The organism is Borrelia sp. A-FGy1 (assembly GCF_014084025.1).
Taxonomy (GTDB): Bacteria; Spirochaetota; Spirochaetia; order Borreliales; family Borreliaceae; genus Borrelia.
Map to the genome: position 1 here is coordinate 803,731 of NZ_CP043682.1, position 24,642 is coordinate 828,372.

28 protein-coding genes and 1 tRNA gene are annotated in these 24,642 nt (G+C 26.4%); 7 read left to right on the forward strand and 22 right to left on the reverse strand.

Annotation, left to right across the window (positions count from 1 at the left end):
* Window positions 1-8: 8 nt before the first annotated feature.
* The 6 genes from F0310_RS03735 to F0310_RS03760 form a co-directional block, all read right to left on the reverse strand.
* On the reverse strand, window positions 9-1,508 hold the full coding sequence (locus F0310_RS03735) for a Gldg family protein (protein WP_182117589.1): 1,500 nt from the start codon (window positions 1,506-1,508) through the stop codon (window positions 9-11).
* A 6-nt stretch (window positions 1,509-1,514) separates the two neighbouring features.
* Entirely contained in the window at window positions 1,515-2,249 is a 735-nt protein-coding gene (locus F0310_RS03740) for an ABC transporter permease (protein WP_182117590.1), read from the reverse strand.
* The gene (locus F0310_RS03745) at window positions 2,249-3,175 is read right to left on the reverse strand and encodes an ABC transporter ATP-binding protein (RefSeq protein WP_182117591.1); all 927 of its coding nucleotides are present in this window, start codon (window positions 3,173-3,175) and stop codon (window positions 2,249-2,251) included. Before F0310_RS03745 ends, F0310_RS03740 begins: the two co-directional genes overlap by 1 nt.
* Window positions 3,176-3,192: 17 nt before the next feature.
* Complete coding sequence (locus F0310_RS03750) at window positions 3,193-4,155, reverse strand: ribonuclease Z (RefSeq protein ID WP_182117592.1); 963 nt, start codon at window positions 4,153-4,155, stop codon at window positions 3,193-3,195.
* Between the two features lie 200 nt (window positions 4,156-4,355).
* Window positions 4,356-5,453 (reverse strand): NAD(P)/FAD-dependent oxidoreductase, encoded by a 1,098-nt coding sequence (locus F0310_RS03755; RefSeq protein ID WP_182117593.1) that lies wholly within the window; start codon window positions 5,451-5,453, stop codon window positions 4,356-4,358.
* Window positions 5,454-5,466: 13 nt separating this feature from the next.
* Window positions 5,467-6,180, reverse strand: a complete 714-nt coding sequence (locus F0310_RS03760) for a Rossmann-fold NAD(P)-binding domain-containing protein (RefSeq protein ID WP_182117594.1) — start codon at window positions 6,178-6,180, stop codon at window positions 5,467-5,469.
* A gap of 57 nt (window positions 6,181-6,237) precedes the next feature.
* Between F0310_RS03760 and F0310_RS03765 the strand changes: the two genes are divergently transcribed.
* Both F0310_RS03765 and F0310_RS03770 read left to right on the forward strand, forming a co-directional pair.
* On the forward strand, window positions 6,238-6,828 hold the full coding sequence (locus F0310_RS03765; RefSeq protein WP_182117595.1) for an ATP-dependent Clp protease proteolytic subunit: 591 nt from the start codon (window positions 6,238-6,240) through the stop codon (window positions 6,826-6,828).
* 711 nt (window positions 6,829-7,539) lie between these two features.
* Window positions 7,540-7,623 (forward strand) — tRNA-Leu (locus F0310_RS03770).
* Window positions 7,624-7,632: 9 nt separating this feature from the next.
* Here the strand turns inward: F0310_RS03770 and F0310_RS03775 are convergent.
* Both F0310_RS03775 and F0310_RS03780 read right to left on the reverse strand, forming a co-directional pair.
* Window positions 7,633-8,499, reverse strand: coding sequence for an undecaprenyl phosphate translocase family protein (locus F0310_RS03775; protein WP_182117596.1), 867 nt, complete (start codon window positions 8,497-8,499; stop codon window positions 7,633-7,635).
* Window positions 8,500-8,533: 34 nt separating this feature from the next.
* A complete protein-coding gene (locus F0310_RS03780; protein WP_182117597.1) occupies window positions 8,534-8,863 on the reverse strand; it encodes a nucleoside triphosphate pyrophosphohydrolase family protein in 330 nt (109 codons plus the stop codon).
* A gap of 110 nt (window positions 8,864-8,973) precedes the next feature.
* Here F0310_RS03780 and F0310_RS03785 point away from each other — a divergent pair, with 110 nt between their 5' ends.
* On the forward strand, window positions 8,974-9,861 hold the full coding sequence (locus F0310_RS03785; protein WP_182117598.1) for a LysM peptidoglycan-binding domain-containing M23 family metallopeptidase: 888 nt from the start codon (window positions 8,974-8,976) through the stop codon (window positions 9,859-9,861).
* A gap of 258 nt (window positions 9,862-10,119) precedes the next feature.
* Here the strand turns inward: F0310_RS03785 and F0310_RS03790 are convergent, their stop codons facing one another.
* The 14 genes from F0310_RS03790 to flgF form a co-directional block, all read right to left on the reverse strand.
* Entirely contained in the window at window positions 10,120-11,475 is a 1,356-nt protein-coding gene (locus tag F0310_RS03790; RefSeq protein WP_182117599.1) for a sigma-54-dependent transcriptional regulator, read from the reverse strand.
* A complete protein-coding gene (locus tag F0310_RS03795; RefSeq protein WP_182117600.1) occupies window positions 11,468-12,628 on the reverse strand; it encodes a two-component system sensor histidine kinase NtrB in 1,161 nt (386 codons plus the stop codon). The genes F0310_RS03790 and F0310_RS03795 overlap by 8 nt, the downstream gene beginning before the upstream one ends.
* Window positions 12,628-13,671, reverse strand: coding sequence for a hypothetical protein (locus F0310_RS03800; protein ID WP_182117601.1), 1,044 nt, complete (start codon window positions 13,669-13,671; stop codon window positions 12,628-12,630). The genes F0310_RS03795 and F0310_RS03800 overlap by 1 nt, the downstream gene beginning before the upstream one ends.
* Window positions 13,672-13,685: 14 nt before the next feature.
* Window positions 13,686-14,174, reverse strand: coding sequence for a CvpA family protein (locus F0310_RS03805; RefSeq protein ID WP_182117602.1), 489 nt, complete (start codon window positions 14,172-14,174; stop codon window positions 13,686-13,688).
* The gene (murG, locus tag F0310_RS03810; protein ID WP_182117603.1) at window positions 14,168-15,253 is read right to left on the reverse strand and encodes an undecaprenyldiphospho-muramoylpentapeptide beta-N-acetylglucosaminyltransferase; all 1,086 of its coding nucleotides are present in this window, start codon (window positions 15,251-15,253) and stop codon (window positions 14,168-14,170) included. The genes F0310_RS03805 and murG overlap by 7 nt, the downstream gene beginning before the upstream one ends.
* A gap of 153 nt (window positions 15,254-15,406) precedes the next feature.
* On the reverse strand, window positions 15,407-16,222 hold the full coding sequence (locus tag F0310_RS03815; RefSeq protein ID WP_182117604.1) for a PfkB family carbohydrate kinase: 816 nt from the start codon (window positions 16,220-16,222) through the stop codon (window positions 15,407-15,409).
* Entirely contained in the window at window positions 16,219-17,235 is a 1,017-nt protein-coding gene (gene tsaD / locus F0310_RS03820) for a tRNA (adenosine(37)-N6)-threonylcarbamoyltransferase complex transferase subunit TsaD (RefSeq protein ID WP_182117605.1), read from the reverse strand. Before tsaD ends, F0310_RS03815 begins: the two co-directional genes overlap by 4 nt.
* On the reverse strand, window positions 17,204-18,127 hold the full coding sequence (locus F0310_RS03825; protein ID WP_182117606.1) for a divergent polysaccharide deacetylase family protein: 924 nt from the start codon (window positions 18,125-18,127) through the stop codon (window positions 17,204-17,206). The genes tsaD and F0310_RS03825 overlap by 32 nt, the downstream gene beginning before the upstream one ends.
* Window positions 18,128-18,171: 44 nt before the next feature.
* Window positions 18,172-18,975 (reverse strand): sigma-70 family RNA polymerase sigma factor, encoded by an 804-nt coding sequence (locus F0310_RS03830; protein ID WP_182117607.1) that lies wholly within the window; start codon window positions 18,973-18,975, stop codon window positions 18,172-18,174.
* Window positions 18,976-19,117: 142 nt separating this feature from the next.
* The gene (locus F0310_RS03835; RefSeq protein WP_182117608.1) at window positions 19,118-19,438 is read right to left on the reverse strand and encodes a rod-binding protein; all 321 of its coding nucleotides are present in this window, start codon (window positions 19,436-19,438) and stop codon (window positions 19,118-19,120) included.
* A 140-nt stretch (window positions 19,439-19,578) separates the two neighbouring features.
* A complete protein-coding gene (locus F0310_RS03840) occupies window positions 19,579-19,845 on the reverse strand; it encodes a flagellar basal body P-ring protein FlgI (protein ID WP_182117609.1) in 267 nt (88 codons plus the stop codon).
* Window positions 19,846-20,013: 168 nt separating this feature from the next.
* A complete protein-coding gene (locus F0310_RS03845; protein ID WP_232535949.1) occupies window positions 20,014-20,601 on the reverse strand; it encodes a hypothetical protein in 588 nt (195 codons plus the stop codon).
* A gap of 52 nt (window positions 20,602-20,653) precedes the next feature.
* Window positions 20,654-21,448: a flagellar basal-body rod protein FlgG gene (flgG, locus tag F0310_RS03850; RefSeq protein ID WP_182117610.1), complete on the reverse strand. Its 795-nt coding sequence runs from the start codon at window positions 21,446-21,448 to the stop codon at window positions 20,654-20,656.
* 12 nt (window positions 21,449-21,460) lie between these two features.
* The gene (gene flgF / locus F0310_RS03855) at window positions 21,461-22,309 is read right to left on the reverse strand and encodes a flagellar basal-body rod protein FlgF (RefSeq protein ID WP_182117611.1); all 849 of its coding nucleotides are present in this window, start codon (window positions 22,307-22,309) and stop codon (window positions 21,461-21,463) included.
* An 808-nt stretch (window positions 22,310-23,117) separates the two neighbouring features.
* On the opposite strand from flgF, the gene F0310_RS03860 reads away from it, so the two are divergent.
* From F0310_RS03860 to rpmA, 4 genes are all read left to right on the forward strand, one after another.
* Window positions 23,118-23,648, forward strand: a complete 531-nt coding sequence (locus F0310_RS03860) for an adenine phosphoribosyltransferase (RefSeq protein ID WP_182117612.1) — start codon at window positions 23,118-23,120, stop codon at window positions 23,646-23,648.
* Between the two features lie 98 nt (window positions 23,649-23,746).
* The gene (rplU, locus tag F0310_RS03865; RefSeq protein ID WP_182117719.1) at window positions 23,747-24,058 is read left to right on the forward strand and encodes a 50S ribosomal protein L21; all 312 of its coding nucleotides are present in this window, start codon (window positions 23,747-23,749) and stop codon (window positions 24,056-24,058) included.
* The gene (locus F0310_RS03870; protein ID WP_182117613.1) at window positions 24,058-24,390 is read left to right on the forward strand and encodes a ribosomal-processing cysteine protease Prp; all 333 of its coding nucleotides are present in this window, start codon (window positions 24,058-24,060) and stop codon (window positions 24,388-24,390) included. The genes rplU and F0310_RS03870 overlap by 1 nt, the downstream gene beginning before the upstream one ends.
* Window positions 24,377-24,622 (forward strand): 50S ribosomal protein L27, encoded by a 246-nt coding sequence (gene rpmA / locus F0310_RS03875; RefSeq protein ID WP_182117614.1) that lies wholly within the window; start codon window positions 24,377-24,379, stop codon window positions 24,620-24,622. Before F0310_RS03870 ends, rpmA begins: the two co-directional genes overlap by 14 nt.
* The last annotated feature ends 20 nt before the right edge of the window (window positions 24,623-24,642 follow it).

Consider the following 24,642-nt stretch of genomic DNA (forward strand, 5'->3'; position numbering starts at 1 on the left):
AACTCCTTTTAGTTGATTCTTCTTTTTTGGGTGAATCTTATAAGTCCAAATATTATTATTGTTATAGGTAATAATATTAAATTTATTATTATTAATAAAAACTTTGCATTTAACATTTCTTGTGAAGAATTTACAAATTTTAGTTTAGAGCGCACTTCTCTTGATTTAATACTAAAAAATTCTTCCTTTTGCATTAGGTGATCTGAAATTCGTCCAGCAAGTTCAAAATTTGAAGGGGATCCATTATACATATAATCACTAAATACCATACTTGAACCTAGAAAAATTATTTTTGAATTTTTGGACTTTTTGTCATTATATAAACTTTTAATTTGGCCTTCAATATAATATCCTAAAATTTTTTGTGTATCTTTTTTGTCAAAGGTTTTTGGAACATCGAATGAATGCAGTGCTATACTTGAAATATTTTCATCGCTAATTTCCCAAGATTCTTTAGAGCTTGCAAATAAAGATAAGTAGTTTATTCCATTTTCTTTGTTTTCTATAAGTTCTAGTGAGCTACTCCAAGGAATTAAAGCATCATAGAAATTTTTAAATAAAGGATTTTTTGGATTGATAAGGTTACTTTTGTTAATTAATATCCATGGGTAATAGATTTGAAAGTATCCTCCTAGGAAAAGATTTGGAGCTCTTTTATCAAGAATGATGTTTTCATTGTATTTAATTCCATAACTTTCAATTAGATTGAAAAGTGGAGATTTAATTGGAGATGTTGCGTATGGATTTTGGGGATTATAATCTATTTTGCTTATAGCAAATAATACTTTTCCATTGTTTATAATAAATTCATCAATTTTTTTAATTGAGTCATTATTAATTTCTTTAGCACCAATTATAAATAATCCATTGATTTCTTCTAGTTTTTCTTTGTTAATGTTAATTTCTTTAATATCGGTTTTGAAAGCTTTATTCATTATTTCTATGAATCTTTTATGTGTTTCTTTTAATGTTTCATCACCAAAAACAAGCCCTAATACTTTTTTTGTATTGTTTATTAATTTATCTAAGCTACTTGCAAGTTCATACTCTAAGTTTCCAATTTCAGTTACAATGGGGAGTACTTCTCGTTTTTCTTCGTAAATTATTTCAATTCCTGAATATATTTTAAGTATGGAAAGTTGATTTATGTCTCTGAGGTCAATTTGTTGAGATGGAATTCCAATTTGTTCTAGAGGATATGATACTTTATCAGCATCTATTTCTTTGTAAATTACTTTTCCATTTGAAGCATCAGAAAAGCTTATTAGGAAATTTTTTATTTGATCTGGAAATGCAAAATAATTACCAAGACTTGAGGAATTATAGTAGGTAATATATATTTTTTCGTTTGCATTTGAAAATAAATCTTTTGTAACTGAAGAAATTGTGAACGCTTTATTTTTAGTAAAATCTATTTTGAATACTAAAATAGATGTATTACAAAGAATTAGAAATATTATTGCAAGGTTTAAAATTAAGTTTAGATTCTCGTTATTTTTATTTTTCATAAATAATTATCTCCATTTTTTCAATCTTATGCTATATGAACTTAATATTAAAAATGTAAATGAAAATGTTATGAAGTAAATAAGATCTGATAGGTTTAATATTCCCATATTAAAGTAACTAAAGTGATTGGCAATTGAGATAAAATTGAGTATTTCTCCAAGTATGTTTTCCTTCCCAAATATCATTATTAGTTTTCCTGAAAATATTATTAGCATTAGAAGAAATACTGTTAATATATAGGATACTATTTGACTTTTGGTAATGGAAGATATAAATACTCCCATACTAAGAACGGAATAAGAATAGAGAATTATTCCTAAATATTGAAGAAATACTATGCCAAGATCAAATTCACCCATAAAAATTGTCATTATTGTAAGGGGTAAAGTGAAGGCAAAAAGTATTAGTGTAAATATTTTAAGTGTGATAAATTTTCCAATTACTATTTCTTTTGGATTTATTGGCAGTGCGTAAAGTAATTCAATGCTTCCTGTTTTATGTTCTTCTGAAAAAACTCCCATACTAAGTGCAGGCAATACGAACATTAAAACAATTGGCATTGATGAAAAATAAGACATTAATGAAGCATTGTCTTTAATAAAAAAACCTGAGAAAAAAATGAAAGAAAAGTTTATGAACAATATGAAAAATAAGATTACAACGTATGCTGTTGGTGTACCGAATAAAACTTTTAATTCTTTTTTTGACAAAGCTAGAGATTTCCTTAAATTTATTTTCATTATTTTTTCTCCTTTGTTAGTTTGCTAAATATTTTTTCTAAGCTTTCATATTTTGGAATCATTGCTTTTAATACTATACCTTTACTTACAATATAATTAAAGAGTTCTTTTTCAGTTTTATCAGATGCAAGTTTTAGTGAAATGTTAATTTCGTTTTCATATTCTTCTTCTTTTAGCAATTTAAATATATTGTTATTATTGTTAAAATGTTCTTTATTTATGACAGAATCTTTATATACAATTAGATCTATCTCAGTCTCTTTTAGTCTGTTTTTAGCTATATTTTCCTTAGTGTCATCAGCAATAATTTCTCCGTTGTTTATAATAATTATTCTTTTACAAATTGATTCAACATCGCTTAAAATATGAGAAGAGAAAAGTATTGTGCTGGTTTTTCCCAGTTCTTTCAAGAATTCTTTGAATTCTATAATTTGATTTGGGTCAAGTCCATTTGTAGGTTCATCAAGAATTACAAGCTTAGGATTATTTAATAAGGCACCGGCTATTCCTACTCTTTGTTTAAATCCTTTTGATAAATTAGATATTAATTTGTTTTTTACACTTTCTATTTTAAAAATACTTATCGCTTTATCTATTTCTTTTTTGGGGTTTTGAATGCCTTTTATTTCTGAGATAAAACTTAAATATTCATTAACAGATAATTCAGGATAAAGAGCTAGTTTTTCAGGTACGTACCCTACATTTTGCAATATTTCTGTTGGATGTTCTGTGATATCTTTTTCAAAGATTTTTACATTGCCCTTGTTGGGGTAGTGAAATGATGTTAAAATTTTGATTAATGTAGATTTTCCTGCTCCATTTGGACCAAGTATGCCAAGTATTTCTCCTTCGCTAACTTTAAAGCTAACATTAAAGAGTGCTGTAAATGAACCATATGTTTTAGTGACATTTTTTACATTTATCATATATTTCTCCTTAGATATTAATATTTTATAATAAATCTATTTTTATCTGCTTCAAGTCTCATCCCATCTTTTGTTAAAAATATTTCTCCATTTGGATATTCTTGCTTTGCTTCATTTAGTAATTCACATAAGTCTTTATTTAGTGTATACCTTTCACTAAAATGAATGAGTCCTGTTTGAATAACCTTTGCCCTTTTTGCAATTATTGCTGCTGATTGTGCAGTTAAATGCAATTTTTTTTCAGCTTCTTTTTTTAGTTCATTTTTAAATGTACTTTCAATTATAACTAAATTAAAGTTTTTAATATGTGTGATTAATTCTTCAAAATAGCCTGTATCTGTAATGTATGCAAATTTTAGTCCTTTTTGAGATTTTCCTAAAACATCAGAGGGTAATATTTTCCTTTTATTAAGAATTACTTCGTGACCATCCTGTAATTTTTTCCTAATGTGTTCTTTCGGGATATTAAGAATTTCTGCTTTTTGGTTATCAAATTTTCCAGGCTTATCTTTTTCTATAAATAGATATCCAACACAATCTACAGAATGTCTTAATTTTATATATTTAATTCTTTTCCTTTTATCTTCATATAGAATCTCATCTGTTTTATTAATTATTATTTCTTTATAAATTATTTCGTAATTTTTATGTACTTTCAAAAGCTCAATATTTGTTTCTAAATACTTTTTAATTCCAATGGGTCCAATGATAGTAAGGGGTTCTTTTCTTGTTTCTCCACTTTGTGCCATAAGCATTACTATTCCAAGTAATCCTGTAATGTGATCGGCATGTAAATGCGTGATGCATATGATTTTGATTTTTTGCCATGATATTTTTTGTTTTCTAAGTGACATTTGAGTAGCCTCTCCACAATCAAACAAAAAATTATCTCCATAGTATTCTACTAAAATAGAAGTTAAATATCTGTTATATAGTGGTCTTGTGCCTCCTGTACCAAGAATATTAATATTGAAACTCAAAAATGCTCTCCCAATTTTTTTGTTTTTAATGAATAAAAATAAAAGTGGAGTTTTATTTTAAAAATAAACGATTAAATTATATCGTTATTTTGGATTTCCTTCTTATTTTTGATTTTAATAGTAAATGCTCCTTATGTTTTAGTGAAAATGTTCATTTCATTAAAACATAATTAGAAACTATTTTATATTTACATATTATATTATTTTTTTAAAAATTTAGATATATTGCAATTAAAATTATTTGTTTCTTTATATAAACTTGAATATCTTTTAATGTCATAATAACTTGGGATAGTAATTTTCTTTTCAATATAATTTAAAATACTTTGACATAAATATGGTGCCATTGATATACCTCTTGTTCCTAACCCATTTAATATGAATATATTTTTGTATTTTGTGTGTTCTCCAAGGAAAGGTTCTCTATCAAGAGTAGAGGGTCTTATATGTGCTTTATGTTGGATGATCTTATAACTTAGGTTTGTGATTTTTTTAAGCTTTTCTATAAGTTTCCTTTTAGCCCATTCATTTGTACTTGTGTCTAAATTTTCCCATTCGTAAGTTCCACCAAGATAAAATTTATTATTTTTTAATGGTATTAATGAAACATGTCTGTTATAAACTTCTCTAAGATTTAATTCTTTGATTTCTAATATAAGAATTTCTCCTTTTGCTGGTTTGAATGGAAGATATGAGAAGAGATTTGTAGTTGTTTCTTTATATCCTCTTGTAAATATTAATTTTTTGAATTTAAATTCATTGATTTGAAATGATTGTTCATTTATTTGAATTGAATCTTCATTGATTTCTGATTTAATGTACGCATCTTTTTTTATGAAATATTTTTTAAGATTTTTTATATACAAATTTGTGTTAATTATAGCTCCCTTGATTAACATACCTCCTGAATTATCAATGGAAAAGTCATGAATTTTTCCATTGATAATTGATAATATGAATTTTTCTATATTTTTATCCTTTTTTATTTTTAAAATAAGTTCTTCTTTCTGTGTTTTTGTAGTAAATGGTCTAAATATTGACTTTTCTTCTAGAAAATTACATTCAATATTTTTTTCAATTTCTTTATAGTATTGAATTGCGAATTTGAAAATTTCAGGCTCTTTCCAAGCAAGGTTCATTTTTCTTCCCATAATAGGATTAATAAGACCTCCTGCCACAGTTGTTGCCTTTTCATCTTCATTGTCAAATAAAATTACGCTTTTTTTTCTTTTAAGTAGCTCATAAGTTAAAGTACTTCCAGCAATGCCTCCTCCAATTACTGCAAATTCAAATTCCATAATAATATCCCTTTTAAACTTTACTTCTGTTAATAAATGTTAATTTTCCTGTAATAAATTTTGATTTGATTAAAAAATTTGTTTTTCTTACTGTATCTGATGAGTTTTCAAATTTAAATAGTAGATTAATCTTTTTGGGATTTTCATTAAGTAAGATTCTGTAATTTTTTATCGTAAGTTTAGCAATTCCGTTGACTATATCATCTAGACTTTTCTCATATTTTAATTCTTTTGTGACATTAGAAATCAACTTTTTATACAAATTATATTCAAAATAGTTTTTATTGTAATAAGAAGTACCTAGGTCTAGAATATTTGTGATACTTAACTTTTTAATTTTTTGTTTTAAGAATTGTTTACCAATTTTAAGTATTTCTAAGTTGTTTATTTGTAAATTTTTATTGAATCTTTTGCTATTGAAATTTATTAGAATCTTTTGTTTAAAGATTGGTGCATTATTTATTAGAACATCTATTTTATTATGTATGTTTAAATCTAGTGTTTTGTTAAATAATGAATTATTTTTTTTATTTAAAAGATTATATTTAATTGCTTTTGTATATTTTTTCAGATTTTTTAAGTTTATTTTTTCATTTTCATTTAAGTGATATATGAAAATTATGTTTTTACCTTTGTTTAAAGATTTAACTATTGTTTTTTCTACTTTAATTATTATACCAATAGTGATTAGTATAGTTATTGAATAATTTTTTGGTGTATTAGACATTTAAAACCTTTTTTAAATTATAATATGTATTATTATATTTGTTGAAAAAGGAAGAGCATGAGCTGTATAGATAATAAAACACAAGCAGAAATAAATCAATCATTAGAATTTGCTTTAAAGAGCAGGGCAATAGTTGTTACAGGAGAGATTAATAAGGATACTTCAAAGTTATTTCAAGAAAAGATATTATTTTTAGAAGCCTCGGACTGTACGAAGCCTATATTTGTTTATATTGATTCAGAGGGTGGTGATATTGATGCTGGATTTGCTATTTTTAATATGATACGATTTGTTAAGCCTAAAGTTTTCACAATTGGGGTTGGACTTGTTGCTAGTGCGGGTGCTTTGATATTCTTGGCATCAGGATCAAAGAGTAGATTTTCTTTGCCTCGTGCAAGATATTTATTGCATCAACCTTTAAGTGGTTTTAAAGGCGTAGCTACAGATATTGAGATTTATACAAATGAGCTTAATAAAATTAAGAGAGAACTTAATATTATTATTGCAAAAGAAACGGGCCAAGATCTTTCTAAAGTAGAAAATGATACTGATAGAGATTTTTGGTTAAATAGCAAAGATGCAATGAAATATGGTCTTGTATTTAAGATTGTTGAAACTAGACTTGAACTTGAAAAATTTATTTCTTAGTCTTCTAGTATTATCTTATACTTTACCTAAAGTGGAATAAAACTTGTAGCTGATAATTTAAATCAAACTTTTGATTCTCTAAATTTATTGTTAGATTTACTTACAATATCTTATCAGATTTTGGTTTTATTATTATTAAGAAATTAAATGTTAAGAGGAATTAGATTTATTAATAACAGAGTTTGATTTGGGAATTTTAGAAACCAATATTTTATTGGTTAAAATAATAATTATTCTATTATATTTATTTGCTAAAAATTTATTAAAACTAGGATTTTAAGTTTTGATGAAGAGAGAGGGAGGGGGTATGTATAAGCAAGGATTAGATATTATAGTTGATTTTAATTTTAGAGATATATATTATGAAATTGTTGTTTTTAGTTTAATTGATTGATAATCAAGAATATGTTTAAATTTGCAACACAAAATTGGATTTTATTTTTAATAAAACTTAACTTATTATATTGGGTTTAATTCTTAGAAAGGTTTTAGTTTGATTCAGGTTTTCAACTAGTCTATAAATATAATCAAAGATTTAACTATAAGGTTTATTCTAATTTTTTGTATCAAATAGCTATTAATTTTTTATCATGTTTTATATAAATTTTATTTAAAAAATTTTAAAATATTGTTATTGAGTATTATTTAATAAACTTTTAAAATATTTAGTTATTGACATCATAATTTGATTATTATATTATTACTAGCAATGCCGAAGTGGTGGAAGTGGTAGACACACAGGACTTAAAATCCTGAGGAAAGAAATCCGTACCGGTTCAAGTCCGGTCTTCGGTATAAAAAATTTTATGAACTGGTTTTTAACCTAATTTCAATTATTTTGATTGTTTGTAATCCTAAGGTGAATAAAATGATAAGTATAATGAAGAAAATTAGAGAGGGATTAAAGTTAAGATTTATTATTATAAATAGCATTTGTGAAATTGAACCTAATATTAGACCACTAGATAAATAAAGGAATTTAATTAGATGTTTGTCTATGGTTTTTTTTATTATTAGTATTGTGATTCCTGATCCTATTATTGTAGATATGCTAAATAATATGCATAGCTTTATGTTAAGGGTAGAGACAATATTTATGATTTCTTTGTAAGTTCCAAGTATTATTAATAGTATTGAACCTGATATTCCTGGTATAATCATCGCAGATCCGCTTATTAGACCTGAGCCAATAATTAATAAACAGTACTCTATTGAGTTTTTGTCTTGATATTTAGAGATATCAAAGGACAAATTATGGCTTCTTATGATTAAAAGAAATATTGTAGAAAAAAATCCGATCAAGAATAAGTAGTACTTCATATTGTTATTATCTTTATTAGTAATTTCTTTTATTTTAATTTCTTTTTTTATGATAAATAAAATTCTTGTAATTGATCCTACAAAAAACATTGTTAAGCATGCTTCTTTTATTCCTCCATCTAATAGGTAGATTTTAAGTGCTTTTGAGCATATTATTATTGAAGTTAGTATTCCAAGAAAAAGTGGTATAAGAAAAGTTATATTTTTGCTATCCCTTAGTTTTATAATATTAGAACAAGAATGTATTATTTTATAGTAAATCCCTAGTGCTAATGCTAATGTACTACCTGAGACTCCAGGCATGATATTTGCAATCCCAATTAACAATCCCTTTATATAAACACTGAGCATAATATCTTCTTAATTTGGTTGGTTAAGGTATCTTTTATCGTTCATCTCCTTCACCATTAATTGTTCCATCTTGATATCTTTTTTTTAATTTCTCTAAGTTGGTAATAGCAACGTCTTCAAGTGTTATTCCAAGATTATTACTTAAGCTTGAAATGTACCATAGAACATCGCCAAGCTCTTTCTTAATAGATAATAAATATTCCTTGTCAAGTACGTAGTCTTTATCACGACCCAATTTTTTTATTTTTTCTATAACTTCTCCTGTCTCTCCTGCAAGACCAAGTGTTGTTAAAATTAGTTCTTCTTTTTTGTTTTTATACTTAGCCGTTTTTTTTGCTTGCTTTTGGTATTCATTTAATTCCATAATTAAAATTAGTTTAATACAGTTTGTTATTATTTACAAGGTTATCTGTTATATCTTTTTTTTAAAAATTTTGTTAAATTTAAGCTAAATGTGTTATTTAGGTTCTATATGTGAATAAGGTTATTTTTATATTAGAGATTATTTTTTGCTTTCTTCAGTTTAATTATATTTATTCTTATCCTGAGATAAAAAATTTTTCAAATAAAGATCCTATTTTCTCTGATCTTAGGGCAAAAATTTCTAAATACAATAGAGGCGAGAATATTCCTTTATTTATTTATTTATATAAAGTAAAAAAAAGTGATACTTTTTTTAAGATTGCAAATAAAGTAAATGGATGGCAGGCTAGTATTGCTACTATTAATTTGCTAGATTCTCCTTTTTTAAGTAAGGGGCAAGAAATTTTAATACCTAATAAGAAAGGTCTTTTTATCCTTGATAATAAGAATTATAGATTTAATAATTTACTTTTGGCTACAAGGGACCTGAAAAAAGCAGAGAAGATAAAAGTTAAGAGAAAAAATAAAATTTATGAATTTTATTTTTTTGATTATGCTAAGCAGCCAGATTTGAGTTTTTTTTCAAACACAGAAATTCTTTTTTTCTTAAATTCTGATTTTATTTTTCCTTTAGAGAAATTTATTGTTACTTCTGATTTTGGATATAGGGAGGATCCCTTTACGGGTAGGGATAGTTTTCATACAGGAATAGATCTTGCAGCACCAATGGGTACTCTAGTATTTTGTTCATCTTATGGTGTTGTAGTTTTGGTTGGATATAACGATATTTATGGAAATTTTGTTGTTGTTGAACACAAAAACAATATTAAATCTCTTTATGGGCATCTTAATTCTTATATTGTTTCTAAGGGAGATATTTTAAAAGTAGGAGATATTATTGGTAGAGTAGGGCAAACAGGACGTACGACAGGGCCTCATCTACATTTTGAAATATTAAAAAAAGATATACCCATTAATCCTGTTAAGATTTTAAAGTAGTTATATAATTTTAAAGCAATATAAAAATATATTATCATATTATTTTAATTCTAATATTATAATCTATAAATAGATAAGATATAATAGGATAATTTTATGATACACTTTAATTAAAGTTTTTACTTAATATTGTAACAACTTGATATATTTATTTTCATTTTATAGAAATTTTAGTATCAAAAGTATACAGTATTAAAAACATAAGTTATTTTAATATTCATTATTAATTAATAATATAGTTTTGTTTTTAACATATATTTAGTCGATGTTGTATTCTGTTATTTTATTGTGAAGTGTTTTTCTTCCTATTTTTAGTATTTCTGCACATTTGCTTTTGTTATGCTTAGAATATAGAAGTGTTTGCTTAATAATTTCCCTTTCTGCTTCTTTTAAGCTTATGCCTATTGGTAATGTTATTTTAACTATTTGATTTGCATTATTTTTAATTTTTGGTGGCAGGTCATCTTTTAGAATTTGCTTTCCCTTAGATAATATGAGGGCACTTTCAAGTACATTTTTTAACTCTCTAATATTTCCTGGCCAATCATATGCATAAAGAGCTTTGAGTGCATCGTTAGAGATGCTTTTTTCTTCTCTATTGTTTTCGCTAGCAACGCTTTTAATTAGTATGCTTGTTAGGTTATATATATCATCTTTTCTCTCTCTTAAGGGCGGAATATTGATGTTTATTATATTTAGCCTGTAAAATAAGTCTTCCCTAAATCTTCCCTTCTTGATCTCTTCTTCAATATTTTTATTTGTTGCTGTTAACAATCTAATGTCAACTTGCATGGTAAGTTCTCCACCTACGCGCTCGAATGTTTTATTTTGAAGAACTCTTAGTAATTTTACCTGAACTTCAGGTGATACTTCTACTATTTCATCTAAAAATATTGTTCCCTTATCGGCAAGTTCAAACCTTCCTTTTTTCTGAGATATGGCACCTGTAAATGCGCCTTTTTCATGTCCGAAAAGTTCGCTTTCAAGTATGCTTTCAGAGAGTGCTGCACAGTTTACTTTAATGAAGGGTTTATCATTTCTATTTGATAGGTCAAAAATAGCATCTGCTATTACTTCTTTTCCAACTCCACTTTCTCCAGTTATTAGCACAGATGCTTTTGATTTAGCAATTTTTTTTACGAGCTCCAAAATCTTTTGCATGACAAGAGATTTTCCAAGAATATGTTCATAATAGTTTAAATCTTTTCGAATAATAATATTTTTTGAAGATAAGCTTTTATGAATTTTATCATTTTGACTGTTTAAGGCTCTTTTTATTATGAGTAATAATCTTTCAAGATCAACTGGTTTTGTTAAAAAGTCATAAGCACCCTCTCGCATAGCATCAACTGCTGAATCAACGGTCCCATGTGCTGTTAGAATAATGAAAGGTATATTTGGATTTTTATCTTTTACAATTTTTAATAATTCTTCTCCTGATAATAGAGGCATTCTGAGGTCAGCTATTATAGCATCAATTTTTTCATTTTCAATTGTTTCAAGAGCTTCTTCTCCATCACTAGCAGTAAATACAAAAAACCCCTCCTCTTCAAGATAAGTTGCTATTCCTTCTCTTATATTTTTTTCATCATCTACTACAAGTAACTTACTCATTTTCTAAATATCCTTCAATTAAAATTTTGTCTGTGTTTAATTTTGGAAGAGTAATTGTAAAAGTTGTTCCTTTCATGTTTTTACTCTCTACAAAAATTTCACCTCCGTGTTCTTTTATTATTTTATAAGAAATAGTGAGTCCTATTCCACTTCCTTTTTCTTTTGTACTAAATTGTGGCTTAAATATTTCATCCTTTGCTTCATCTTTAATTCCATCTCCATTATCTTTTATATTTATATATATTTTATCTTTACTATCGTATATAGAAATATCTATTTTTTTTATTTTTTTATTTGATTCAATTAGAGCTTCTTCTGCGTTTTTTACTATGTTTATTATTACTTGTCTTAAAAGTTTTTCATCAATTAAAACAGGGCTTACTTTTTTGAGGTTGAGTATAAATTTAATATCTTTATTTTTTAATTCTGGATTTAACAAGTTATATACGCTTTTTATTATATCAGTTATATCTTTTTTTTCGGCTGTTATCTTGATAGGCCTTACTGTTAATAAAAAGTCTGTTACAGTTTTGTCCATTCTATTTATTTCTTCTTTTATTATTTTAAAATAATTATTTGCTTTAGAACTTTTAAAATTTTGTCTGTCTATTTCTTTCTTGAGTAGCTGCAAATTTATATCAATTGCCCCTAATGGATTTTTAATTTCATGTGCAATATTTCTTGCATGTCTTGTAAAGGCAGCTAAGGCTTCTGCTCTTCTAAAAAGTTCTTCTTTATGTTTTTTATCTTTGATATCTTCAATTAAAATAATATTTCCTTCAAGTTTTTGATCTTTAACATATGGCATGAATGATATTTTAATAAAAATATTTGTTGAAATTTGGATCTCGTGATCTATGATCTTATCTTCATTTATTGCTAGCTCTTCTATTAAATTTGTTAAGGTCGGAATTTGGATATCGTTAAGGTTTTCTAGTTTAGAATCAGAATTAAGAGTTAGTATTTGAAATAACATTTTGTTTAAATAAATTATGTTATTAAGTTTATCAAGTACAAGAATCCCTTCATTAATAGATGCAAAAATTCCGTCATATATTTCTATTTTTTTATAGAGATCTTGAATAAACTTTAGTTTTTGCTCGCTTGATAGTTTATTTAGCTTAGATAAGGCTTTTTTAAAAAATTTACTCATTAATCCTCGTAAATTAGTATTAAGTTTTCTACTATTAGCTTTTTGTTTTGATTATAGGGCATGTGTTTTGAAATATGTTTTAAATGTTCTAATCTTTTTAGATAGATATTAATATCTAAATTTTGGTTTAAAAATTCGTTTCTAAGTTGAAAAGTAAGTTCTTTTAGAAATGATGTAAATATCTCATCATCTTTTAAAAAATTAAATGTGTCAATATTAAATAGTCCTTTTTTTTCTTTTATTATGCTCAAAACTTTTTTTACTTCTTCTTTTAATCTTTTACTTTCTTCATTATGAAATGAATTAAAATATTCTTCGGTTGTGAGTGTCTCATTTTTTTTAAAAATTGATTTAAATTTTTTAATCTCAAATTCTCTATTTTCTTTTTGGAATCTGTAGCATCTCAGCCTTGATAGTATTGTCTTTGGAATTTTGTTTTTATTTCTTGTGGTTAATATAAAATAAATATTTAAAGGAGGTTCTTCTAATATTTTAAGAAGTGAATTATAAACATTAAAAGATAGATTTTCAGTTTCATTCATGTAGATTACTTTTATCTTCTCTTTTTCAGAGAAAACCCAAGATCTAATCTTTCTAATGTCATTAATAGTAATGTTAAAATTTATGTCTTTCGTAATCTCTTCAATTTTTTTAATAAGTTCTTTTTTTACAGTGTTGTTATATTCATTTTTATAATAAATATTATTAATGAAATTAACGTTCTTTTCTATTTTTTTTAATTTTTTATCATTGCTGAAGTTGTACTTAGTAAAAATGATATTCTTAACATATTTTAGATATTTATTTATAACTTCATTTGAGTCTGAATTAAGAAATGCCTTTGCTTCTGTTGTGTTAAAACTTGAGAAGATTAGTAGATTAGGATTTGTTAAGGTTTGTGAATTTAATATTTTTTTGGCAAGAGCAAGAGCACTTATCCTTTTAGAAGAGAACCTTTCTCCCCAAAAAAGCATCGTATTAGGGAGATTTCCCTTTTCATATTCATTAAATATTTCTTTAGTGATTTTAGGTAGTAATTCCATTTATTTATTTTTCTTTATTGTATTTTTGATAATTTGAAAAAATATTTTATCCCAGGATTAAGATATTCAATTAATATACTTCCTTCTAAAAAGTAAGAGGGTTTAAAGATTTGTTGTGAGTGAATTAAATAAATTACAATTGCAATTATTCCAAAAGCTTCAAATAGCCCAAGTATTAGACCAAGTATTCTATTAAAAAATAGTAGTTTAAGTTGACTTATTATTGATTCAATGAGTGATTGTAATATTAGAAATCCTATATGTATTAATAGAAAAAATACTAATAATGCTTGAATATAGGATAGTTCAAGAATAGGAGATATAAATGCTTGAAAATTATGAGTCTTATTGTAAAGTAAAAGTATTAAAGCAAAAACTTCAATAAATCCACCAATTTCTTTAATAAAACCTCTTAAAAATCCTCTAAACCCTAGCGAGACAAAAATTATTGTTATTAATATGTCGGCTATACCAGTTATTTTAACGGGATTTTGTTCTAGCATTCTATTTCCTCAAATTCTTTTAATAATATATTAGCTATTAGGTTTGATGAACCTTGTTGATGAAATTTATTGATATTAAATCTTAATATGTTGGCTTTTTCTTTATTTTCCAATATTTCTTGTATAGTATTTATAATAATATTTTCATTTAAATTTTCTTCTTCTATTTTTAAGCATGCATTTTGTTCTTCTAGTAAGCTTGCATTTCTAACTTGGTCACCTCTTGATCCTTTTTTGAATGGAATAAGTATTACACAAGCTCCCGCGTTAGCAAATTCTTTAATGGCTCCAGCCCCAGCTCTGCTAATTATTATATTTGAAAATTTGATTATGCTTGACATTTCTTCTGCATTAAAAAACGGACGTCTTAGATAATTATTTTCTCTAATTTCATCTAGACTTTTGCCACATTGGTGTATGAAATAGGCGTCAATTTTATTTTTGATATTGGCTGCTAGTTTATTTAAAACTTCTGCTCCAAGAGAACCTCCTAGTAAGCTAATAATAGGCTTTTCTGTGCTGTGAGACAGGGTTTTTATAATATTTGGATTTGGATTTGTAAATTCCGCCCTAATTGGCGAACCTGTGTATATGACATTTTTATTTTTAAAATATTTTGTACTTTCTTTGAAGCTGATATGTATTTTGTTTGCAAACTTTGAATTAATTTTAGTTGCAAGGCCAGGATCAAGGTCCATTTCATGAGTTATTTTTTTTACTTTAAAAAAACTTGCTGCAATAATAGGAGGACTTGATACAAAGCCTCCAGTTGCATATATAATTTTAGGTTTATACTTTTTTATTATAAAAAAGCTTTTAGTTATTCCAGCTATAATTTTTAGAAAATCGGTAAAATTTTGTAGTGAGAAATATCTTCTAAGTTTTCCGGATGGAATTTCAATAAATTTAATGTGAGAATATTCTTTTATGATTTTAGCTTCTATTGATTCTTTTTGCCCTAACCAGAAAAATTCAATATTCTTGTCTAATTTTCTTAAAGTTTCAATTATTGCTATCCCTGGGAAAACATGCCCTCCAGTACCTCCTCCTGTAAAAAATATTATACTTTTATTTTTCATGCTCCTCTTTTATTCATTGATTAAATTTTAGCAACATAAGTTGAATTATATTCTTATTTTAAATTAATAGTACATTTTAATGCAAATATTAAATACTGCTTTTATTTGATTGAGATTTCTCATTCTAAATTCTAAAATACTGCTAAATTGAGCTTAAAAATCGATTTGAGTGGCATTGAAATTATTTTTTAGAAATTGTTCAATTTGAATACCTTCTTTTTGGGAATTATTATTTGCAATAGAATATTTTATTATTGAGTGAATTACTCTAGTTGCTTTTTTTAAGGCCTGTTCTATATCCAATTTTTCCAAGTATCCTATTAATAAGCTAGCAAATAGATCTCCTGCACCGCTAAAATTTTTTTCCAATTTTTCTAAGAAAATTTCTGAATATTCTTTTGTTTTTGGATTATAGGCAACTGTTCCAGTAAGATTATCCTTTTCTACACTGGTAACTACAGTTATTCCCTTTATTTCAAGGCTTAATATAGCATTAATTATTTCGTCTTTATTGTGTATCTTTTCAGTTTTAGTAAGCATTTTAAGCTCTGTAATATTAGGTGTTATAATGTTTGCGTGTTTTATTAAGCTGCGAAAACCACTTACAATTTTTTGGTCGAAAATAGGGTAAAGTAATCCGTTGTCTGCAAAAACAGGGTCAATTATGATTTTTTCAAACTTTAATGTTTTTAACATGTTCTTTATTATTTTTTGTTGATTATTATTTCCAAGAAATCCGCTATAAAATATGTTAAAGTTTTCATTTTGGTTTTTCCAGGATAAAATAAATTTTTCTAATTCATTTGTTAAATCTATTATTTCAAATTCTTTATAAGCTGTTGTTGCCGAGAGAACAGCAGTTACAAATGGGCAGACTTGCATATTAAATGATGAGATAACTGGAATACACATTGTAAGTGATGTGCGTCCTATGGTTGAAATATCATGCATTGCTAATACTCTTTTCATAAGTTTATTTTCTTCCTATATTTATATGTTTCTATTCTTGAACTTGCGTCGGTTTCAATTGGACTTGCTCCATATTTTAAATACATATGATATCCAATTCCTGCAATCATTGCTCCATTATCTGTGCAAAGCTCTGTTGGTGGGTAGTAGGCCTCTATTCCAAGATTTTTGATTTTTTCTCTTAAGTAAAGGTTGCTGGCGACACCCCCGGATATTATTAATTTTTTTATATTAGTATCTTTTATTGCTCTTTTGATTGGATTTAACAAGATTTCAAAAGCTACTCTTTGAAAACTTGCAGCGATATTATTTTTTGTTATTTTTTCATGTTTGTTTTTAAATTTTTCAATTTGATGTATGCATGCTGTTTTAAGGCCAGAATATGAAAAGTCATACCAATTTTCTTTTTTTTCAAAAATTGTGACTGGGAAATTAAATGCATATTCATTACCACTTTTAGATAATTTTTCTATATTGGGTCCTCCTGGAAATCCCATGCCGTAGTGCTTGGATATCTTGTCAAAAGCTTCTCCACAAGCATCATCAAGGGTTCGCCCAAGTATTTGGATATCATCAAAATTATTTTGTATTGCAAGTATTGTGTGTCCTCCACTTAAGATAAGAGATAGAAATGGGTATTCTAATTTTTTAGTCATTAGTGGAGAGTATAGATGTCCTAAAATGTGATCAATGCAGATTAAGGGTTTGTTAATGGCTATTGATAAACCTTTGGCAAAATTTACCCCAACAATTAAAGAACCAATAAGGCCTGGCTTAGAGGTCACTGCTATTAAGTCAATATCTGATACATTCATATGTACATCTGCTAGAGCCTTTTTGCAAACATACATAATAAATTCTGTATGCAATCTTGATGCAATCTCTGGAACTATACCATAGTATTTTTTGTGTTCGTCTTGGCTAAGTTTAATATTGCTTAAAACTTTAATACCATCTTCTACGATAGCTGCACAGCAATCATCACAGGAGCTTTCTATGCCAAGCACTTTCATTGTTTTCCTCTTTTTCATAAAGGTTTATTAAGTTTTTAAATTCAAATTCTTTATCTAAGCTTTCTGATTCTTTTTTGAGTATTTTAAAGGTATTTTTTGACCAAATATGTCCTATTACTTTTACAATTCCTTTTATTCTTGCTATTTGTTTTGCTTTTTCAAGTGATGCAATGACATCTTTTTCAGTGTCTTTATTATCAAGAAAGATATCTCTTTTCTCTACCTTTATCCCAATTTTTTCTCCAACTTTTGTTGATATACTTTCTTTAGTGGTAAAGCTGTCAAAGAAATATCTATTTTCTTCTTTAAGCTTAGTTAAAATTATTTTCATTATATTTGCGTTTGATGTAATGAGGCTTCCCATGTGATTATTCATTATTCTTGCATTAGGATATTCTTTAAATGTTTTTTCAATTTTTGTTCGTATTGTATGCTCATTATCATTGAGGTTAATGTGAAATTTTTCTATTGAATTTTTGTACTTTGATTGCATTGGAAAGTGAATCATTGTAATTTTATTTTTACTTGTTAGTTTATTATAAGCATGCATTGATTTAGGTAGGAAAGGAATAATTGCGAAGTTAATTTTTAGATTAATTTTTATGAATTTTTCTAACATAGATTCATCGTATCCAACATCATCAATTATGAGATAAAACTCGGGTTTTAAAGATTTATTTTTGTTTTTTTTTCTCTTTTTCATTAAATCTTCTTTTTTAATTTTTTTCAATTTTTCCTTTAAATTGAAGTTAAGAGCATTTGAATTTTTTTTAATAAATATCAGACTAGAGAAGAGTAAGATTGATGCACTAATAATAGTAGCTATAATGGATAATATTTTAATTTTTGTTTTATTTTTCTTTATTAAAAGAAAAACATTTTTGATATTCATTCCTGATAATTAAGTAGAACAAAACCCAAAATTAATGTCAATATTTATTGATAAAGTTCTTCTCTAAGTTTTTTGAGTACTCTTTTTTCAATTTGTCTTACAGTTTCAGAAGATATCCCGAGTTCATTAGAAATATCTTTTAGAGTGCTTTTTTTGTCATTATTATCTAAGTTATATCTTTTTCTTATAATATATCTCTCTTTATAATTTAGTTTAGTTTCCAATATATGATTTAGATGTTTTAGCGTTGAGTTTTGTTCAAGAGTACTTTCGGGATTAAAAGAGTTGTCTTCATAAAGATTTAAAAGTGTAGAATTTTCCGAGCCTTCGATCTCTTTATCAAGAGAATATTCTTTTTCAAGATATGGAATGATTTTTATATATTGAGCAGGAGTTAAGTTAAATTTTTCCATTATATCTTCTTTTTTAGGGTATTTTTCTTCTTCCATGAGATACTTGTTTATTTGTAATATTAAGTTCTCTTTTCTATAAGGAACTTTTACAAGCCTCGTTTTAGTATTTAGGGCTCTTTGAAGAGATTGCTTAATCCAAAATGAAGCATAGGTTGAAAATTTGGTATTTTTACTTGGATCGTATTTCTCAGCAGCTCTAATTAATCCTAAATTTCCTTCTTGTATTAAGTCTTCAATCTTTAAGCCTTTTCCAGCGTATCTTTTAATTATCTTTAAAACAAGACGTAGGTTAGCATTAATCATTTTATTTTTAGCTTTCATATCTCCACGCCTAATTTGAGCGGCAAGTTCAATTTCTTCTTCATGAGTTATTAATCTGTGTTCTCTTACTGATTTTAAATAAATATTTAAATCTTCATTACTGAATATATTCACAATGGTTCTCCCTATCTTTTAAATTTGTATAATACAATCACCTCCCCACCATTAAAATGTAAAGCAAAAAATATGCCAATAGCAGCAAATAATAAATAGAAGCATTAATTATTTTATCTATTATTATAATGTACTATTATGCTTATTTTTTGCTTATTTGATTATAAATTAAAGTAGCAAGACCAAAGTTTTTGGATTTTGATATTTGTCTTGCCTTTTCTAAATAAAGCATATCTTCAAAAATTTCTTCTGCTTGTCCTCCGTTTATTATGTTATTTTCTTTTTTTAAAGAACTTCTCATGCTCTTAAATATTTGATTTATAAAAATTGTTTCAAATTCTAAAGAGACATTGTAAAGATCATTCTTGTTTTTGTTCGCTTGTTCTGATTTATTTTTTAAATTTCTTATTTGATTTATTTGATTTTTTGTTTTCATATATAGTAGATTACTCTTATCTATCATTTTTATTCTCCAAGATTAGTTTTTCAATTAACTTGTTGATTTTTTTAGATTCTTTAATCATTGTTATCAATTTTTCGTTAGTGAGCATGGTTTGAATTTTTTGATATAAATTCATTTATGTTTATCCTTGTATTTCACTTTTACTTTATAATTTCTATTTTATATTCATTTGTTCCAATTTGAAGTAAATTCTTGTTTAAAATTTCTTCACTTTTTTTTAAAAAAGAATCTTCTTTTTCATTAAGTCCTGATATTATGTCTATTTCTGTTAATAAAGATAGATTTTTAGATTGTATTTCTGTAATTTTTTTCAGTTTTATTGTTTTATTTGGTTGCCTTAAAATATTATTCATATTTAGTAAATCTTTAACAGGTTGTTTTTTTTTGTGAAAATGAACTGATAACATTGCCTCATGCTCAATACAATTAATACTGTTAATTTTATCATTCTTTATTTTCTCCTTTCATATAGGAAATATAATCTATATTTATTTTAATGCTATTGCAAATTAATCTATTTTTTCACTTTTTATTTAAGTTTTCTTTAAATTAGCTAATTGAATTACATTTTTAGTTTATTTGAGTTTTTGTATTTTATCTAGTTTTATTTCATCATTTTTGTTTATTTCATATGAAACTATATATTTGGATTTATTTAGTTCGTTTAAATTTAAGAATTCATTAGGCTGAGCTGTGTTTATTTTGTATTTAAAGTAAACGTTATGTTCATTTAAGAGTTGTCCAGTTTTTAAATTTGTTCTTGCAAATACAATTGGCTCTACTATGTCAATGTATAAATTTATTTTATTATATTTTTTGTAATCTTCGAATTTTTTTGCATAATACACTAAAGTTTTTTGAATTGGTATGTTTTTATAGGTTTTGCTTTTTATTATTTTAAATTTTATATTATTAGAGAATTTATTTTCTATATTGAGTTCTGATTTATCAAAACTGAATTGAAGTATGTAAATGTTTTTATTTGTTAGATTTTTTGTTATATAGTTAATCATTTCGAATATTATTTGTTTCTGCTTAAAAGATGGGCCTATATAAATTTGCGATAAGTTTATATCATTACATATTTTTGAATATTCTTTTGAGAAGAAATATACCTTGTTGGGTCGTATTTTAAAACATGTATCATAAGGAACTGTTTGCATTAAGCTTATTGTGAAAATAAAGGCGAACATAAGCTTTTTATATATCTTATCACTATCTTTTTAAGTTATTAGCAATACCTAACATGTTATCTGAAGTTTGAATTGCTTTTGAATTTATCTCATAAGCTCTTTGTGCAACAATCATTGTTACCATCTCTTCTGCAATGGATACATTTGACATTTCAAGAATTCCTTGCCTTAGTCTACCCATTCCATCACTACCGGGAGCTCCTGATATTTCTTCCCCAGAGCCAATTGTTTCTTTAAATATATTGTTGCCAGTTGCAATAAGGCCTGCTGGGTTTACGAACCTTGAAATTTCTATTTGCCCAATTTCAATTGGATCAGACCCATTATCAATTTTAACTGATAATATTCCTTCTTGGGATATTTTAAGAGAATCTTTTATGTATTCTTCAGGAAAAGATATTTCAGGCAATAACTTATACCCTTGGCTTGTTACAAGGTTTCCGTTTGCATCTATCTTAAACGAGCCATCTCTTGTATATCCGTAAGTTCCATCGGGTAGTAGTATCTTATAAAATCCATCTCCTTCAATAGCAACATCAGTATTTAAGTTCGTAGTCTTGAGTTTTCCTTGCTCAAAAATTCTGTGTGTTGCTGATACTTTTGTCCCATGTCCAACTTGATTTCCAAGAGGCCTTACCGTGTTTTCAGTAGCAGGAGTACCAGCTCTTTTTTGTGTTTGGTATATTAAGTCTTCAAACTCAGTTCTTATTTTTTTAAATCCTGTAGTGTTTATATTTGAAAGGTTATTGGCAATCGTGTCTATATTATATTGCTGTGCTTTCATCCCACTGGCTGCTGTCCATAGTGCTCTCATCATAAAATAACTTCCTTAAAATTTACCAATTTCATTAATTAATTTGCCAAGGAGTAAATCCTCGGTTTGTATTGTTTTTTGATTTGCTTCATAAGCTCTGTTAACTTCAATCATAGACACCATTTCGTTAATAGCGCTTACATTAGATCCTTCTAGAGCATTAACTTCAAGTTTAGGCCTTGATCCTAATGCAATATCTTTAGCTTGTCCTGATATTTCTGTACTATTCCAGAGTGAGTTGCCTTGCTTTTTTAAAAATCTTGTTTTTTCAAAATTTACAATCCTTAGATTGTCAAGAAGTTCATAATTTTCCCAAGAGTTTTCATGTTCACTTACAAGCCTTCTAGAATTATTTTCAAATGTTGCATTATGAAATATTTGTCCTTGATTTGTTATTTTAAAGTTATTTTCTTTTAGATGAATATATCCTTTTTCTCCGATAACAGGGTATCCATCTTTTGTAACAAGTATGCCTTCTTTTCCAATTGTAAATGAACCGTTTCTTGTATATCTTTCTCCTTCTGGAGTTTGCACTACAAAAAAACCTTCGCCTGTTAATGCCACATCAAGAGGATTGCCTGTTATTTTTAATGGTCCTTGTTCAAAGGAAGTATATATTTCGTTCTCTTCAATTCCTGTGCCAAGCTTTCCAATAACTGGAGCTGTCTCAAGATAACCTGAAGGAAATTTGTAAAGACCATCATCATTTAATCTTCTAATTAACATTTCCGGAAAAGCTTTTTGGATAGATAGATCTTTTTTATATCCTGTAAGATCAATATTTGCTAAATTGTTAGCAATAACATCTAACCTATGCCTTTGAGCCATCATTCCACTAGCGGCAGTATAAATTCCTCTTACCAAACTAAATCCTTATATTTTTATTCTTATTGTTTTAATACTATCACTAAAATATTTATATATCAATTTAATTTTAATTTTATGTTTTTAATTGATTACATTTTTACATATAATTTAATAACCAATAGATAAATCTTATTATTGCTTTATATCGTTATTTTTGAAAAATTATAAAATAAATGTATAATTTTTATGAGTTTTATTAGATTTGAAGATGGTTTGGTTTATTTTTAAAAAGGGCTCAGTGTTTATGTTTTTATCTTTTTCCATCTTTTATATACAAGTCTATTGGTATTGAGAATTCAAAAGATCTAGCAAGGTTTTAAGATATTGGATTGGTTGATGTTATTACAAATCTTAAAGACTCTATAGTAGAGTAGACGTATATAAATACAAATATAATGACAAGGCTAGGGTAGAATGTTAAATTTAATAAGAGAAAGAAGAGTTTATGATATTAATAATTTTTCGAATTTTAAAGTTATAGGATTTTAGCAATTGGAGGATTGAAAGTCTTGATTTTTATGGGGATTTAAATGTCTTACTTGTTATGGTAAATGGGGTGAGTGCAAAATCCTTAATCTTGTATAATAGTAAGGTTTATGTTTTTGACATGAGGATGGGTAGACTCTGAGACTTGATAGGCTTGATATCTTATCGCTAAGAGTAAATTATAGGTTTTATCGGGACTAAAATTTGGATATGTGCTAGGAAAGGTGAAATGCCAAGATTAAATGTAGGTAATTTATTTCCAATTTTTCCTGTATTAGAAAGAATAAATTTTATTTTGTTAATTTTTATGGAAATTTAAGTGAAAGATAAGACTGAATATTATGATAAATTTATTTTAAAGGTACCTAACTTTCCAAGAAAAGATATACTTTTTTATGATATTACTAATGTATTATTAAATGCAGAAGCATATAATTCTTTAATAGAGGATGCATATGCTTTTTATTCATTTAAAAAAATTGATTGTATTGCGGCTGTTGAGTCAAGAGGATATCTTATTGGTTCTCCTTTGGCTTTGAAGATGAAAATACCTATTTTATTAATTAGAAAAGAGGGAAAGCTTCCAAGGCAAGTTTTAAGAGAAGAGTATGAACTTGAATATGGATTTAGTAGTATTGAAATACATAAAGATGATGTTAAGAATCATTCAAATATTTTGTTAGTAGATGATATTTTGGCTACTGGAGGTACTTTAAAAGCAGCTGCCCTTTTACTTGAAAAAGCAGGTGGGGTTGTATCTGATATATTTTGTTTTATTGAACTTTTGGAGATTAAAGGTAGAGATGTTTTAAGTAAGTATAATTTTAATTCTCTTGTGAGGTATTCTTAGTTTTTAATAACAGAAGTTTGTCTATATTATTAATTGTTTGTTGACTTTAATTTCTATTAGCTTTATAATACTTCCCTGGATATTGAGAGGTAATTGTGGTGTATGCATTATTAGAGATAAATGGTAAGCAGTACAAAGCTGTTATGGGAGAGACTTTGAAAATAGATAAGATTGATTCTGGCGAGGGAGAAAAATTAGAATTTGATAGTGTAATGCTTATAAATAAAGAAGGGTATGTGAAAATAGGTAGGCCTTATGTTTTGGGTTCTTGTGTTAGATGTACTTATCTGGAAGATAAAAAAGATAAAAAAGTTGTATCTTATAGATATAGAAGAAGAAAATCAAGTGAACGAAAAGTAGGACATAGGCAAACTTATTCTTATGTATTGGTTAATGATATTGTTTATTAGTGATTAATATTTCAATAAAGACTTATGATTATATCATTGTTTATATTTTAGCTAATGGGCATGCTAAGGGAAATCATTGTGTTAATATAGTATGTTCTTCTTTTTCTTTAATTTTAAGAACTTTTTTAAGTGTTCTTGATTATGAAGAAGAGAGGTTTGATGTTGATAATACTTCTTTGGGTTATTTAGAATTTAAGGCTTCTTATAAGGATTTAAGCAAGAAAAGTCTTTTTTACTATAGTAATTTTTTAATAAGAGGAGTAAAAGATTTATGCCTTGAGTATCCTTATGATATTAAATTAATTTTGGAGGAAATGAATGGCAACAAGTAAAAGTGGCGGTAGTTCTAAGAATGGAAGAGATTCTATATCTAAGAGGCTTGGTGTTAAAAGAAGTGGAGGACAATTTGTTAGGGCAGGAGAGATAATTGTTAGGCAAAGAGGTACTAAGTTTCATAAGGGAAAGAATGCTGGCCTAGGCAGAGATTATACAATCTTTGCATTGAAAGATGGTATAGTAGGGTTTAGAACTTCTAGAGGCCGAAAGTATGTAAATATTGTTTAATATCTTAGTGTGAATTGAGG